The following is a 13740-nucleotide window of genomic DNA, read 5'->3' on the forward strand; positions in this document are numbered from 1 at the left end:
TCGATAGGGTTTCAAGCCCGCTCCGCAGCTTTGCAACTCCCGCCCAACGAACTCTTCTTTAACACTGGGTGAACTATGCTGTGCAGTGCGGGCAGGGGAAGTGGAACTGCTGAACGTAGACTCTGCAGATTGGGCAACAGGTGGACATCACCTTCATGGTGGCGCTGGTCATTGCGCTGGCATTATTTTTCGACTTCACGAACGGTTTCCATGACACCGCGAATGCGATGGCCACGCCCATTGCCACCGGTGCCATCAAGCCCAAGACTGCGGTTGCACTCGCGGCAGTCCTGAACCTGATAGGCGCATTCCTGTCCACGGAAGTGGCCAAGACGGTCTCGGGCGGCATCATCCGCGAGGGGGACGGCGGGGTACAAATCACCCCGGACATTATTTTCGCCGGCCTCATGGGCGCCATCCTGTGGAACATGATCACCTGGCTCAAGGGCCTGCCGTCCAGTTCGTCGCATGCACTCTTCGGCGGACTCATCGGAGCGGCGATCGCGGGCATCGGGTTCCACACCATCAACCTTGAGACGCTGCTGCAGAAGGTCATCCTGCCGGCCATCTTCGCGCCCCTCATTGCCGGCATCGTTGCCTACGTCTGCACCCGCATCGCCTACGCCCTCACCGCCCGGCACGATCCGGAGACGGGCAGCAAGCTGACGCAGAAACGCGGCGGCTTCCGGACCGGCCAGATCTTCACCTCCAGCCTCGTGGCGCTGGCGCACGGCACCAACGACGCCCAGAAGACCATGGGCATCATCACCCTGGTGCTGATCGCCGCCGGAACGCAGGAGCCAGGATCAGGCCCGGTGTTCTGGGTCATCGCGGCCTGCGCGTTCGCCATCGCGATCGGCACCTACGCCGGCGGCTGGCGCATCATCAGGACCATGGGCGCCGGCCTTACCGAGGTCAAGCCCGCGCAGGGCTTCGCGGCCGAGTCGAGCACCGCCTCCGCCATCCTGGCCTCCTCGCACCTGGGCTTCGCCCTTTCCACCACGCAGGTGGCCTCCGGTTCCGTCATCGGTTCGGGAATGGGCCGCCGGGGCACCAGCGTCCGCTGGGCCATGGTGGGCCGCATCATCGTCGGCTGGCTCTTCACCCTCCCGGCGGCGGGCATCGTTGGCGCCCTGACGGCACTGCTGGTCAAGACCGGCACCGTCGGCGTGGTGATCGCGGCCGTGGCCGGAACCGGGGCAGTGCTGTACATGTTCCTGGTGTCCCGCAAGTCCCAGGTGGGCCACCACAACGCCGTGGAAGTCGAAGAGGCCGGGCAGGCTGTCCGCTTCGCCAAGAAGAAGGCCCTCGCCAGGGCACGCGCCGCCGAGCGCGCAAAGAACAACAACCCGAAGGGCACGCAGCGATGAAGTGGCTGGAACTCCTCACCGTAGGCGGCGCCACGCTGGTTGCCGCCGTGACCGTCGTGGTCCTCTATTCCCTGGGCGTCCGGTTGACCGCCATTGCCGGTGACCGCCAGCCCGCCGCGCCGGCGTGGCTGAAGTACCTCTCCTATGCCTGTTTCGGTCTCTGCGGCGTCGCCGTGCTGTTCGGTCTCTACCTGATCATTCCGTACTTCAGCGGCTAGCCTTCCCCTCTGGGAAGAGGGAACGGGAGTGGCTAGGCTGGGCGCATGCCGAGTGTCCAGTATTACGTTGCATCCTCCCTCGACGGCTTCATCGCCACCGCGGACGACGACCTTGCCTGGCTGCTGCAGTTCGACGGTTTCGAAGGCGGCAAGGAAAGCTACGACGCCTTCATCTCCGGCATCGGCTGCATCGTCATGGGCGGGACCACCTACCAGTGGCTGATGGACCACGAGCCAGGAAACTGGCCCTACCCCGGGACGCCCTGCTGGGTCTTCACCCACCACGAATTCAGCGCCCCGCCGGGGGCCGACGTCGCTTTTGTGCGCGGCGAGGTGACCGAATTCATCGACGACCTCTGGCGTGACGCCGCCGGCAGGAACATCTGGGTGGTGGGCGGCGGAGAGCTGGCCGCCGAGTTCGCCGCTGCCGGCCTGCTCGACGAGCTGATCGTCTCCGTCATCCCCGTGGTGCTTGGCGGCGGAAAGCGGCTGCTTCCCCTTGAAGAAGGTCCGACGCCGGCGCTCGAGTTGCAGGAGGCACGTACCCAGGGGCGGGGGATCGTGGAGCTCCGCTACCGCTGGCCCCGCCGTTAGGGTTCCGGGCGGCGGCCGTTAGGTTTCCCGCGGACGGCCGCTAGCGGCCGATGTCCCGGATGAGGTTGGTGATGCGCGCCGTGGACAGCCGCCGTCCCTGTTCGTCGGTCATCACGATCTCGTGAGTGGTCAGCGTGCGGCCCAGGTGGATGGCCGTGCAGGTTCCGGTCACCGTGCCGGCGGCAACGGCCCGGTGGTGCGTGGCGCCGACCTCGATGCCCAGCGCCTGGCGGTCCGGGCCGGCATGCATCCCGGCGGCAAACGATCCCAGCGTTTCGGCCAGCACCACATGCGCCCCGCCGTGCAGGATCCCCGCCACCTGGGTGTTCCCCTCCACCGGCATCGTTGCCACGCACCGCTCCGGGCTCATCTCCAGGAACCGGATGCCCATCTTCACCACCAGGGCGCCGATGCCGTACCCGGCAAGCCAGTCGTGGAGGTGCTCCGGAACGCCCGCGGCAAACAATTCTTCCCTGAACTGTGCTTCGACAGCCTGTGTGGGGCTGGCCTCACCGGCCGGGCCGGGCGTGAAATTGTCCATCATGGCAACTAGGCTGGCACCTGTGAGTGAAACAACCAAACCGGCCCCAATCCCGTCCGCAACCCAGACCCTTCAGGGCACCACAGTGACCGATCCTGCCGTCACTTCGGTGTCGGCCACCGATGCCCCCGTCATTCCCCTGACGGAGCAGCCCCGGCTTCTGGTGCTGGACGGGCACTCCATGGCCTTCCGGGCCTTCTTCGCACTCCCGGCGGACAAGTTCTCCACCGCCCGGGGCCAGCACACCAACGCGATCCACGGCTTCACCTCCATGCTCATCAACCTGATCAAGGAACAGAAGCCCACCCACGTCGCGGTCGCTTTCGACGTCTCGGATGACACCACTCACCGCAAAGCCGAATACAGCGAGTACAAGGGCGGCCGCAACGAAACGCCCCGGGAAATGAGCGGCCAGATCGACCTCATCGACAAAGTCATGGGCGCCTGGGGCATCAAGACCATCAAGATGCCCGGCTACGAGGCGGACGACATCCTGGCCACCCTCGCGGCCATGGGTGAAAAAGCCGGCTACGAGGTCCTGCTCGTCTCGGGCGACCGCGACGCCTTCCAGCTCATCACCGACAACGTTTTCGTGCTGTACCCGCGGAAGGGCGTCAGCGACATCCCGCGCATGGACGCCGCCGCCGTCGAGGAAAAGTACTTCGTCAGCCCCTCCCGGTACTCGGACCTCGCCGCCCTGGTGGGCGAAACAGCGGACAACCTGCCGGGCGTTCCCGGCGTCGGGCCCAAGACGGCAGCCAAATGGATCAATCTCTACGGCGGCCTCGAGGGCGTGCTGGAACACCTCGACGCCATCGGCGGGAAGGTGGGCGACGCTCTCCGCGCCAACGTGGACGCCGTCAAGCGCAACCGCAAGCTGAACCAGCTCCACACCGACCTCGACCTCCCGGTGACCCTCGACCAGCTGGCCGATCCGCGGCCGGACCAGCAGGCGCTCGAGGAGCTCTTCGATGAGCTCGAATTCAAGACCATCCGCACCCGGCTCTTCGAGCTGTATGCCGGTGAGGTCCCCGAAGCCGAACGCGAGACCCTGGAAAGCCGGGACTTCGCAACGCTGCAGGATGCGGACGCGCTGCGGGCCTTCTTCGAGGCAGGTGCCGGGCAGCGGTCGGCCCTCGCCGTGGACGTGCTGGCCGGCCGGATCGGCGAAGATGCTGAAGCCGTCGCCATCGTCCGCGACGACGCTGCCGCCTACGTGAACCTCACGGGGCTGGACGCCGACGCCGAGAACGTGCTGGCGCAGTGGCTCCGGGACGGGGAGTCCCCGAAGGTCGTGCACGGCTACAAAGCGGCCCTGAAGGCCCTGGCCAACCGCGGCCTCGGCCTGGAAGGGGTCGTGGACGACACCTCCATTTCCGCGTACCTCATTGAGCCTGACCGCCGCACCTACGAACTCGGGGAGCTGGCCCAGCACCACCTGAACATCCATGTCTCCGCGGAGGCCGCGAAGGCGGGCCAGCTGGAGCTGGAGTTCGACGACGACGCTGCCGCGGCGTCCGGCGCCCTGGTGCAGGTGGCCGCCGTCGTCCATAAACTGAGCCGGTTCTTCGAAGCGGAACTGCAGGAACGCAAGGCCGAGGAGCTGCTGGCCACGCTGGAACTGCCCGTAAGCCGCGTCCTGGCCGACATGGAACAGGCCGGCATCGCCGTCTCCATGGAGCTGATGGACGAGCAGCTCGCGGACCTTGCCCGGGTGATCGACGACGCCCAGGAACGCGCGTTTGCCGCGATCGGCCACGAGGTGAACCTGGGCTCGCCCAAGCAGCTGCAGACCGTCCTGTTCGAGGAACTCCAGCTGCCCAAGACCAAGAAGATCAAGTCCGGTTACACCACGGACGCGGCCTCCCTGAAGAACCTGCTGGAGAAGACCGGGCATGAATTCCTGGTCCAGCTCATGGCGCACCGCGAATCGGCCAAGCTGCGGCAGATGGTGGAAACGCTCAAGAAGTCCGTGGCCGAGGACGGGCGCATCCACACCACGTATGCGCAGAACGTGGCGGCGACAGGACGCATCTCGTCGAACAACCCCAACCTGCAGAACATCCCCATCCGCAGCGAGGAAGGCCGCCGGGTCCGTGGCATCTTCGTGGTCAGCGACGGCTACGAGTGCCTGCTGTCCGCCGACTACTCACAGATCGAAATGCGCATTATGGCCCATCTGTCCGGCGACGCCGGCCTGATCGAGGCCTACCGGCAGGGCGAGGACCTGCACCGCTTCGTGGGTTCGTCCATCTTCCATGTGCCGCCGGCTGAGGTGACCAGCGCCATGCGCTCCAAGGTCAAGGCCATGTCCTACGGCCTCGCCTACGGGCTCACGTCCTTCGGGCTGTCCAAGCAGCTGGAAATTTCGGTCGATGAGGCCAGGACGCTGATGAAGAACTACTTCGACCGCTTCGGTGCCGTGCGCGACTACCTCCGTGGCGTGGTGGACCAGGCCCGCGTTGACGGCTACACCGCCACGATCGAAGGCCGGCGCCGCTACCTGCCGGACCTCACCAGCACCAACCGGCAGCTGCGGGAAAACGCCGAACGCATCGCCCTGAACTCGCCCATCCAGGGATCGGCGGCCGACATCATCAAGCGGGCCATGCTGGGCGTGCATTCCGAGCTGGCCTCGCAGCGGCTCAAGTCGCGCATGCTGCTGCAGGTCCACGACGAACTGGTCCTGGAAGTGGCCAAGGGCGAGCGGGAGGCCGTCGAGAAGCTCGTCACGGAACAGATGGCTGCCGCCGCGGAACTCAGCGTTCCGCTGGAAGTCCAGATCGGCGTCGGCACCAGCTGGTACGACGCAGGCCACTGATGCCCGACCGGTACGAGACCAGGCGCTTCCGCACGGCTGCCAACGGTTCCCCTGACACCGACCTGGCCCGCACATGGGTCAAGGCGGTGGGCTTCGGCTTCCACGACAGCAACCGGAACGACACGTTCGTGGACAAGGTCCTGGCCATGTACCGGACAGACAACAGGGAACTCACCGGCGTCTACCAGGCGGCACCGGTGGCTCCCCACTCCCTGGGGCCGGACGTGCCGGTGGCCACCTTCGCCACGCTCCGCAAGGACCTGAACATCGGGTACGGGCGGCAGCTGGAAGCGCAGCTCGTCACCTCGGTGACGGTCCGCGGAACGCACCGGCGGCAGGGTCTCCTCCGCCGGATGATGACCGAAGACCTGGGCGCCGCCAAGGCCGCCGGCCTCGCGCTGGCCGCCCTCAACGCCTCTGAAGGTTCCATCTACGGGCGCTTCGGCTTCGGTGTTGCCACGTTCGAGCGGAGCATCAAGGTGGACACCGGGCCGAGGTTCAGGATCCGCCACGCGCCCACCGGCACCGTGGAAATGGCCGACCGCAAGGTGCTCCTTGACCTGGCGCCCGGCATCTTCGACCAGGTCCACCGGCTTACCCCGGGATCCATCGTGCGGCAGGAGGCCTACCGGCACACCGTGTCAGGGGCCTTCAGCCGTGACGGTAAGGAGGATGAAGCCATCAGGTGCGCCCTGCACTACGACGCATCCGGCCGGGTGGACGGGTACGCCTCCTACAAGTTCGCCGGCTGGGACGCCAGGCCGTACACCATCGAACTCGTCGATCTCGTGGCGGCCACGGGCCCGGCATACCTGGAGCTGTGGCAGTTCCTGGGTGCCATCGACCTCTCCGAGCGCGTGAGCTGGGAGTCGGCTCCGGTGGATGACCCCCTGGGCTGGGCGCTCGAGGATCCCCGGTGCATTGAGTCGGCAGACCAGCGGGACATGCTCTGGCTGCGGATCCTGGACACCGGCCGGGCCCTGGCTGCGCGGCGTTTCTCCGCCGACGGCACTCTGTTGCTGGACGTGGCTGACGGCCTGGGGTTCGCGGGCGGCACGTACGTCCTGAACGTCAGCGGGGGAGATGCCCGGGTCACGGAGGCACCGCCGGGCACCATGCCTGACCTGTCGCTGGACGTTGCCGAACTCGGATCCATCTACCTGGGCGCCGTCTGCCCCGTCACGCTGGCAGCGGCCGGCCGGATCACCGAGCACACTCCCGGGGCCGCGCTGACGGCGCGCCGGATGTTCGCCGTCGAACGCCCGCCGCACTGCCTGACACATTTCTAGCGCTTTGACCCTGGTTGGCGCTGGCCGCTAGAATAAACGGGCGGATACTACGTGCCCGCATTTTCTTCAATCCACAAAAATCAGGATGACCAGGCACTTCCTTGCGGAGTGCCCGCACTGCGCCTGCGTTCCATAACGCGGGCGCGGCGGTTTGCCTGACCGACTAACTATCCACAACGGAGCCCCTACTACATGACCATCACCTCCACCGAGAAGCCCGGTACCCCGCAGGTCGCCATTAACGACATCGGTACCGCTGAGGACTTCCTCGCAGCAGTCGACGCCACCATCAAGTACTTCAACGACGGGGACCTCGTCGAAGGTACCGTCGTCAAGGTCGACCGCGACGAAGTTCTGCTCGACATCGGTTACAAGACCGAAGGTGTCATCCCCTCCCGCGAGCTTTCCATCAAGCACGACGTTGATCCCGGAGAAGTTGTCTCCGTCGGCGATCAGGTCGAGGCCCTGGTGCTCACCAAGGAAGACAAAGAAGGCCGCCTGATCCTCTCCAAGAAGCGTGCTCAGTACGAGCGCGCCTGGGGCGACATCGAGAAGGTCAAGGAAGAAGACGGTGTTGTTACCGGTACCGTCATCGAGGTTGTCAAGGGTGGTCTTATCCTCGACATCGGTCTGCGCGGCTTCCTGCCCGCATCCCTCGTCGAGATGCGCCGCGTGCGCGACCTGGCTCCGTACATCGGTCAGCAGATCGAAGCCAAGATCATCGAACTGGACAAGAACCGCAACAACGTTGTGCTGTCCCGCCGTGCCTGGCTCGAGCAGACCCAGTCCGAGGTCCGCTCCACCTTCCTCAACAAGCTGGAAAAGGGCCAGGTCCGTCCCGGCGTCGTTTCCTCCATCGTCAACTTCGGTGCCTTCGTGGACCTGGGCGGCGTAGACGGCCTGGTTCACGTTTCCGAGCTGTCCTGGAAGCACATCGACCACCCGTCCGAGGTTGTCGAGGTTGGCCAGGAAGTCACCGTCGAGGTCCTCGAAGTGGATCTGGACCGCGAGCGTGTCTCCCTGTCCCTCAAGGCTACGCAGGAAGACCCGTGGCAGACCTTCGCCCGCACCCACGCCCTCGGCCAGGTTGTTCCGGGTAAGGTCACCAAGCTCGTTCCGTTCGGTGCGTTCGTCCGCGTCGAAGACGGCATCGAAGGCCTCGTTCACATCTCCGAACTGGCCGTCCGCCACGTTGAGTTGGCTGAGCAGGTTGTCTCTGTTGGCGACGAACTGTTCGTCAAGGTCATCGACATCGACCTCGAGCGCCGCCGCATCTCCCTCTCCCTCAAGCAGGCTAACGAGGGCGTCGACGCCGACAGCACCGAATTCGATCCCGCTCTGTACGGCATGGCCGCTGAGTACGACGAAGAGGGCAACTACAAGTACCCCGAGGGCTTCGACCCCGAGTCCAACGAATGGCTCGAGGGCTACGAGGCACAGCGCGCCGCCTGGGAGCAGCAGTACGCTGACGCCCAGACCCGCTGGGAAGCACACAAGAAGCAGGTTGCCCAGCACGCTGCCGACGACGCTGCAGCTGCAACGTCCGGCGACAGCGACTCCGGCGCCACCAGCTACTCCTCCGAGCCGGCTGCCACCGACTCCGGTGCGGGCACGCTTGCTTCGGACGAGGCTCTTGCCGCCCTGCGCGAGAAGCTGACCGGCAACTAATTGCCAGGTACTTTTGGTCCGCGCCGGCTGAACACCGGCAGGGCTGAACGCCAGTAAAAAGGTGGCCGTCCCCGAAAGGGGGCGGCCACCTTTTTTGGTATCCGGCAATCTGCGGTGCCGGCTGGCGATGGGTAGCGTCAGGCCGTCTGCCCGGCGTGCTCGCCCTCGGCGATTTCCTCCAGCACCTTGTCGTTAAACGCGGGGAGGTCGTCGGGCTTCCGGCTGGTCACGAAGCCCTGGTCCACCACCACTTCCTGGTCGCTCCAGTTGGCCCCGGCGTTCCGCAGGTCCGTGGCCAGCGTGTGGTATGACGTGAGGTTCCGGCCCTTGACGACGCCCGCGTCAATGAGCAGCCAGGGGCCGTGACAGATGGCCGCCACCGGCTTGTGCTGTTCGAAGAAGCTCCGCGCAAACGCCTGTGCATCCTTGTCGACCCGAAGGTGGTCGGCGTTCACCACGCCGCCCGGAATGACCAGGGCATGGAAGTCCGAGGCGTTGGCGTCTTTCAGGACCAGGTCCACGTCGAAGGTGTCGCCCTTCTCGACGCCCTTAAAGCCTTGCAGCTTGCCGCTCTTCGGGGCCACCAGGACGGGTTCACCGCCGGCGTTCTTGACGGCGTCCCAGGGGCTGGTCAGCTCCACCTGCTCCACGCCGTCCGTCAGCAGAAATGCGACCCTCTTGCCGTTGATGTTGTGCTCTGACATGAGTCCTCCTTTTCCTGTGGTGCCTTACAGGTCCACCCTAGAAAAGCGGAAACTCATAAGCAAGCTGATGATTTTCTTCGGCCTGCCAGCTTGCCGGTCAGCGGGCGATGTCGATCCACTCCGTGCCCTCGGGGTGGAGGGCGGCGCTTCCGGCGGTCATTGCGGCCAGCCGGTCGGCTGCCGCGGCCAGGTCGTCCGGCGCATCCGGCAGGGCGAGCCGCAGGACCGTGGACTGGGCCTCGTAGCCGGTCCCGGCCATCGCGTAGCCTGCACTGCGCAGGTCGTTTTCCAGGCGCCCGGCCGCGGCGTGCGGTACGCGTACGGCGCAGATGCGCAGCCGGCGGCGCTGCACCAGCGGAGCCAGTTCCAGCGCCGTCGAGACAGAATCGGAGTAGGCGCGCACCAGCCCGCCGGCACCGAGCAGGATCCCGCCGAAATAACGTACGACGACGGCACTTACGTCACTGAGGTCCGTCACCCCGGGCGCGGTCTCCCTCCGCAGGAGGGCCTCCAGCATCGGGATTCCGGCGGTGCCAGAGGGTTCGCCGTCGTCGCTGGAACGCTGGACGTCCCGGTCCGGCCCGAGCACGAACGCAGAGCAGTGGTGCCGGGCGTCGTGAAACTCGCGTCGGAGCTCGGACACCAGGGCACGGGCATCCTCTTCGCTGTCCGCCCGCCGCAGCACGGCGATGAACCGGGACCGCTTAATCTCGATCTCGTGACGGAAGCCGTCACCGGCAGCCAGAGTGGTGTACGCGGATGACCTGCTCTCTTGCTGTTGCACCGCCCAAGTCTAGGACATGGGCCCACGCCGGCCGGGTTCCCTGGCCGAGCGGAGCGAGGTTAGGGGGCGGTGGATGGGCCCACGCTGCCGAGGGGCCCCAATCGAGCTTGCGAGATTGGGGAGGCAGCGGGGATTAGTCTTGGGGGGTGCTGAAGATTGGGTTGACGGGCGGGATCGCCTCGGGGAAGTCACTGGTGGCAACACGCCTTGAGGAGCTGGGGGCCGTGCTCGTCGACGCCGACGCGATCGCCCGTGAAGTCGTGGAACCAGGCACTCCCGGCCTTGCCGCCGTCGTGGCCGCATTCGGCCCGGAGATTCTGGATGCTGCGGGGCGGCTCGACCGGCCACGCCTCGGGGCGATCGTGTTCCAGGAGCCGGAACGGCGCGCGGAGCTCAACGGCATCATCCATCCGCTGGTGCGCGAACGCGCCGCGGCGGTGATTGCGGCTGCCCCGGCCGACGCGTTGGTGGTGCAGGACATCCCCCTCCTGGTGGAAACCGGACAGCAGAAGAACTTCCACCTTGTGCTGGTGGTGGACGCTCCGGAGGATGTCCGGCTGCAGCGCATGACCGAGCACCGCGGCATGACCGAAGCGGATGCCCGTTCGCGGATCGCAGCCCAGGCATCCCGGCAGGACCGGCTCGCCGCAGCGGACGCGGTTCTTACCAACTCGGGCACCCGCGCGGAGCTGCTGGCCTCGGTGGACCGGCTGTGGAACGAACGGCTGCTGCCCTTCGCGCGGAACATCAGCCAGGGCACGGTGGCGGCCCGCAGCGGTGCCGCCGTCCTGGCCGCCCCTGACTCCGACTGGCCGCGCCAGGCTTCCAACCTGGCTGAGCGGCTGAAGGCCGCCGCACCGGGGGACGTCCTGGCCGTGGACCACATCGGGTCAACGGCGGTTCCCGGCCTCGAAGCCAAGGACGTCATCGACCTGCAGCTCTCAGTGGCTGATCTTGCCACGGCAGACCGCATTGCGCCCCTGCTTGGTGCCGCGGGGTTTCCCCGCTGGCCGGGCATCCTCGTGGACAGCCCGCTGCCCGGACGTCCCGACCCCGCCGCCTGGTCCAAGCGCCTGCACGGCAACGCCGATCCTGCACGTCCGGTGAACCTCCATGTCCGGGTGGCAGGCTCGCCGGGCTGGTGGTTTGCCCTGTGCTTCCGCGACTGGCTGCGCGCCGACCCTGCCGCCCGCAGGGAGTATGGCGCCAAGAAACGCCGCGTGGCCGCGCTGCATGCCTCCGACGCCACCACCGCCGGCTACGCGGAAGGTAAAGAGGACTGGTTCCGCGAGGTGGCCGCTCCCGGAGCGCAGCGGTGGGCCGAAAGCAGCGGCTGGCAGCCGCCGTCGTACGTTTCCACCGGTGTTGCCCGTACAGCCCAAAGCTGAATCAGGCGTTCCTGTCAGTGCCCGGCGGTAGATTAGATGCATGAGTCTTGCGCAGGAGATCAACCGCGTCGTTGCCCCGTTCGAGGTCATCAGCGAATTCAAGCCGGCCGGTGACCAGCCGACGGCCATCGCCGAACTCACCGAACGCATCAAAAACGGAGAAAAGGACGTGGTCCTGCTCGGCGCCACCGGCACCGGCAAGAGCGCCACCACGGCCTGGCTGGTGGAACAGGTGCAGCGGCCCACGCTGGTGATGGTCCAGAACAAGACCCTCGCCGCGCAGCTGGCCAACGAGTTCCGCGAGCTGCTGCCCAACAACGCGGTGGAATACTTCGTCTCCTACTACGACTACTACCAGCCCGAAGCGTACGTCCCGCAGACGGACACTTTCATCGAGAAGGACTCCTCGATCAACGAGGAAGTGGAACGCCTCCGGCACTCCGCCACCAACGCCCTCCTGACCAGGCGCGACGTGATCGTGGTGGCCACCGTCTCCTGCATCTACGGCCTGGGCACGCCCGAGGAGTACATCGCCGGCATGGTCACCCTGCGCCAGGGCCAGCAGATGAACCGCGACGATCTCCTGCGGAGGTTCGTCGCCATGCAGTACGTCCGCAACGACATGGACTTCCACCGCGGAACGTTCCGGGTCCGCGGCGACACCGTGGAGATCATCCCCATGTACGAGGAACTTGCCCTCCGGATCGAGTTCTTTGGCGACGAGGTCGAAAACATCTACACGCTGCACCCGGTCACCGGGGACGTCCTCCGCGAGGAAACGGAGATGTACGTGTTCCCGGCGTCGCACTACGTGGCCGGGCCGGAGCGCATGTCCCGGGCCATCACCGCCATCGAGGACGAGCTCGCGGAACGGCTCAGCGTCCTTGAGGGGCAGAACAAGCTCGTGGAGGCCCAGCGGCTGAAGATGCGGACCACGTACGACCTCGAAATGATGCAGCAGATGGGCTTTTGCAACGGCATCGAGAACTACTCCCGGCACATCGACGGGCGCGCCGGGGGCAGCGCGCCGCACTGCCTCCTTGACTACTTCCCGGACGACTTCCTGCTGGTCATCGACGAATCCCACGTCACCGTGCCCCAGATCGGGGCGATGTACGAGGGCGACATGTCGCGCAAGCGCACCCTGGTGGACCACGGCTTCCGGCTGCCCTCCGCCATGGACAACCGGCCGCTCAAATGGGACGAGTTCCTGGAGCGCGTCGGCCAGACCGTGTACCTGTCGGCCACGCCGGGCAAGTACGAGCTCGGCAAGGCGGACGGCTACGTCCAGCAGATCATCCGCCCCACCGGCCTCGTCGACCCCGAGGTCATCGTCAAACCCACGAAGGGCCAGATCGACGACCTCCTGGGCGAGATCCGGACGCGGGTGGAAAGGGACGAGCGCGTCCTGGTGACCACCCTGACCAAGCGCATGGCCGAGGACCTCACGGACTACCTCGTAGGTCATGGCGTCAAGGTGGAGTACCTGCACTCGGACGTGGACACCCTGCGGCGCGTGGAACTGCTCCGCGAACTCCGGCTGGGCACCTTCGACGTGCTGGTGGGCATCAACCTCCTCCGCGAGGGCCTGGACCTGCCCGAGGTGTCCCTGGTGAGCATCCTCGATGCCGACAAGGAAGGCTTCCTGCGCTCCTCCACGTCGCTGATCCAGACCATCGGCCGTGCTGCCAGGAACGTCTCCGGGCAGGTGCACATGTACGCGGACAAGATCACTGACTCCATGGCGCAGGCCATCGAGGAAACCAACCGCCGCCGCGCCATCCAGGTGGCCTTCAACACCGAAAACGGCGTGGACCCGCAGCCGCTGCGCAAGAAGATCGCCGACATCACGGACCAGCTGGCCCGGGAGGACGCAGACACCGATGCGCTGTTGGGCAGCTTCGACTACGGCAAGGGCAAGCGCGGCATAACCTCGGCGGCCAAGCCCGGCGCGAAGTCCGGCAAGGGGGCCAAGAAGGGTGCGGCCATCGTACGCGCCGACGGTCTCGCTGCGGCGCCCGCCGAGGACCTGGTGGGCCTGATCGAACAGCTCACGGAGCAGATGCACGGCGCGGCCGCCGAACTGCAGTTCGAAGTGGCCGCCCGGATCCGTGACGAGGTTGCCGAGCTGAAGAAGGAACTGCGCCAGATGCAGTCGGCCGGGCACGCCTGACGGCTGCCGGGGTGGCCGCAGGGGGCCGGCGCGTCACGTGGCGCGGCCGCCCGCGGCTCTAGGGTAAAGTTGTGGTCACGTAGGGGAGTATCCCAAGCGCTACGGACGTCAACACGCAAGGCACAGATGCCTTGCCGGGCGTAGCGGGCAGCCACATCAGCACCAAGTGCACAGGTTCGCCGGAGAGACT

Annotated in this window: 11 protein-coding genes; 8 read left to right on the top strand and 3 right to left on the bottom strand. The window is 66.4% G+C overall.

Features of this window, described 5'->3' with window-relative positions; translation table 11 throughout:
• Positions 1 to 140 precede the first annotated feature (140 nt).
• Genes ACFTR6_RS14455 through ACFTR6_RS14465 form a run of 3 tightly spaced genes read left to right on the top strand, consistent with a single transcriptional unit; the run spans position 141 to position 2182 of the window.
• Positions 141 to 1370 (top strand): inorganic phosphate transporter, encoded by a 1230-nt coding sequence (locus ACFTR6_RS14455; protein WP_076803251.1) that lies wholly within the window; start codon positions 141 to 143, stop codon positions 1368 to 1370.
• Positions 1367 to 1588: a hypothetical protein gene (locus ACFTR6_RS14460; RefSeq protein ID WP_076803250.1), complete on the top strand. Its 222-nt coding sequence runs from the start codon at positions 1367 to 1369 to the stop codon at positions 1586 to 1588. The genes ACFTR6_RS14455 and ACFTR6_RS14460 overlap by 4 nt, the downstream gene beginning before the upstream one ends.
• 45 nt (positions 1589 to 1633) lie before the next feature.
• The gene (locus tag ACFTR6_RS14465; RefSeq protein WP_377958408.1) at positions 1634 to 2182 is read left to right on the top strand and encodes a dihydrofolate reductase family protein; all 549 of its coding nucleotides are present in this window, start codon (positions 1634 to 1636) and stop codon (positions 2180 to 2182) included.
• A 40-nt stretch (positions 2183 to 2222) separates the two neighbouring features.
• On the opposite strand, the gene ACFTR6_RS14470 is transcribed toward ACFTR6_RS14465, so the two are convergent.
• The gene (locus tag ACFTR6_RS14470; RefSeq protein WP_076803248.1) at positions 2223 to 2726 is read right to left on the bottom strand and encodes a hotdog fold thioesterase; all 504 of its coding nucleotides are present in this window, start codon (positions 2724 to 2726) and stop codon (positions 2223 to 2225) included.
• A gap of 19 nt (positions 2727 to 2745) precedes the next feature.
• Here ACFTR6_RS14470 and polA point away from each other — a divergent pair, with 19 nt between their 5' ends.
• From polA to rpsA, 3 genes are all read left to right on the top strand, one after another.
• Complete coding sequence (gene polA / locus ACFTR6_RS14475) at positions 2746 to 5544, top strand: DNA polymerase I (protein ID WP_377958409.1); 2799 nt, start codon at positions 2746 to 2748, stop codon at positions 5542 to 5544.
• Positions 5544 to 6833, top strand: coding sequence for a GNAT family N-acetyltransferase (locus ACFTR6_RS14480; protein ID WP_377958410.1), 1290 nt, complete (start codon positions 5544 to 5546; stop codon positions 6831 to 6833). The genes polA and ACFTR6_RS14480 overlap by 1 nt, the downstream gene beginning before the upstream one ends.
• 192 nt (positions 6834 to 7025) lie before the next feature.
• Entirely contained in the window at positions 7026 to 8501 is a 1476-nt protein-coding gene (gene rpsA, locus ACFTR6_RS14485) for a 30S ribosomal protein S1 (protein ID WP_076803245.1), read from the top strand.
• A 137-nt stretch (positions 8502 to 8638) separates the two neighbouring features.
• Here rpsA and ACFTR6_RS14490 read toward each other — a convergent pair whose 3' ends face one another.
• Together ACFTR6_RS14490 and ACFTR6_RS14495 are read right to left on the bottom strand one after the other, a co-directional pair.
• The gene (locus ACFTR6_RS14490; protein WP_377958411.1) at positions 8639 to 9205 is read right to left on the bottom strand and encodes a type 1 glutamine amidotransferase domain-containing protein; all 567 of its coding nucleotides are present in this window, start codon (positions 9203 to 9205) and stop codon (positions 8639 to 8641) included.
• Between the two features lie 97 nt (positions 9206 to 9302).
• Positions 9303 to 9989, bottom strand: a complete 687-nt coding sequence (locus ACFTR6_RS14495; protein ID WP_076803243.1) for a YigZ family protein — start codon at positions 9987 to 9989, stop codon at positions 9303 to 9305.
• A 146-nt stretch (positions 9990 to 10135) separates the two neighbouring features.
• Between ACFTR6_RS14495 and coaE the strand changes: the two genes are divergently transcribed.
• Both coaE and uvrB read left to right on the top strand, forming a co-directional pair.
• Complete coding sequence (gene coaE / locus ACFTR6_RS14500; protein ID WP_377958412.1) at positions 10136 to 11377, top strand: dephospho-CoA kinase; 1242 nt, start codon at positions 10136 to 10138, stop codon at positions 11375 to 11377.
• A 40-nt stretch (positions 11378 to 11417) separates the two neighbouring features.
• Complete coding sequence (gene uvrB / locus ACFTR6_RS14505) at positions 11418 to 13550, top strand: excinuclease ABC subunit UvrB (RefSeq protein WP_076803241.1); 2133 nt, start codon at positions 11418 to 11420, stop codon at positions 13548 to 13550.
• Positions 13551 to 13740: the final 190 nt, after the last annotated feature.

This window comes from Arthrobacter sp. NPDC057009 (assembly GCF_042673905.1).
GTDB lineage: Bacteria > Actinomycetota > Actinomycetes > Actinomycetales > Micrococcaceae > Arthrobacter.

Bases quoted from the DNA above. Each gene is read 5' to 3' on its own strand.
- ACFTR6_RS14460 (WP_076803250.1), top strand. From the start codon at position 1,367: ATGAAGTGGCTGGAACTCCTCACCGTAGGCGGCGCCACGCTGGTTGCC.
- ACFTR6_RS14465 (WP_377958408.1), top strand. From the start codon at position 1,634: ATGCCGAGTGTCCAGTATTACGTTGCATCCTCCCTCGACGGCTTCATC.
- ACFTR6_RS14470 (WP_076803248.1), bottom strand. From the start codon at position 2,726: ATGATGGACAATTTCACGCCCGGCCCGGCCGGTGAGGCCAGCCCCACA.
- ACFTR6_RS14480 (WP_377958410.1), top strand. From the start codon at position 5,544: ATGCCCGACCGGTACGAGACCAGGCGCTTCCGCACGGCTGCCAACGGT.
- rpsA (WP_076803245.1), top strand. From the start codon at position 7,026: ATGACCATCACCTCCACCGAGAAGCCCGGTACCCCGCAGGTCGCCATT.
- ACFTR6_RS14490 (WP_377958411.1), bottom strand. From the start codon at position 9,205: ATGTCAGAGCACAACATCAACGGCAAGAGGGTCGCATTTCTGCTGACG.
- uvrB (WP_076803241.1), top strand. From the start codon at position 11,418: ATGAGTCTTGCGCAGGAGATCAACCGCGTCGTTGCCCCGTTCGAGGTC.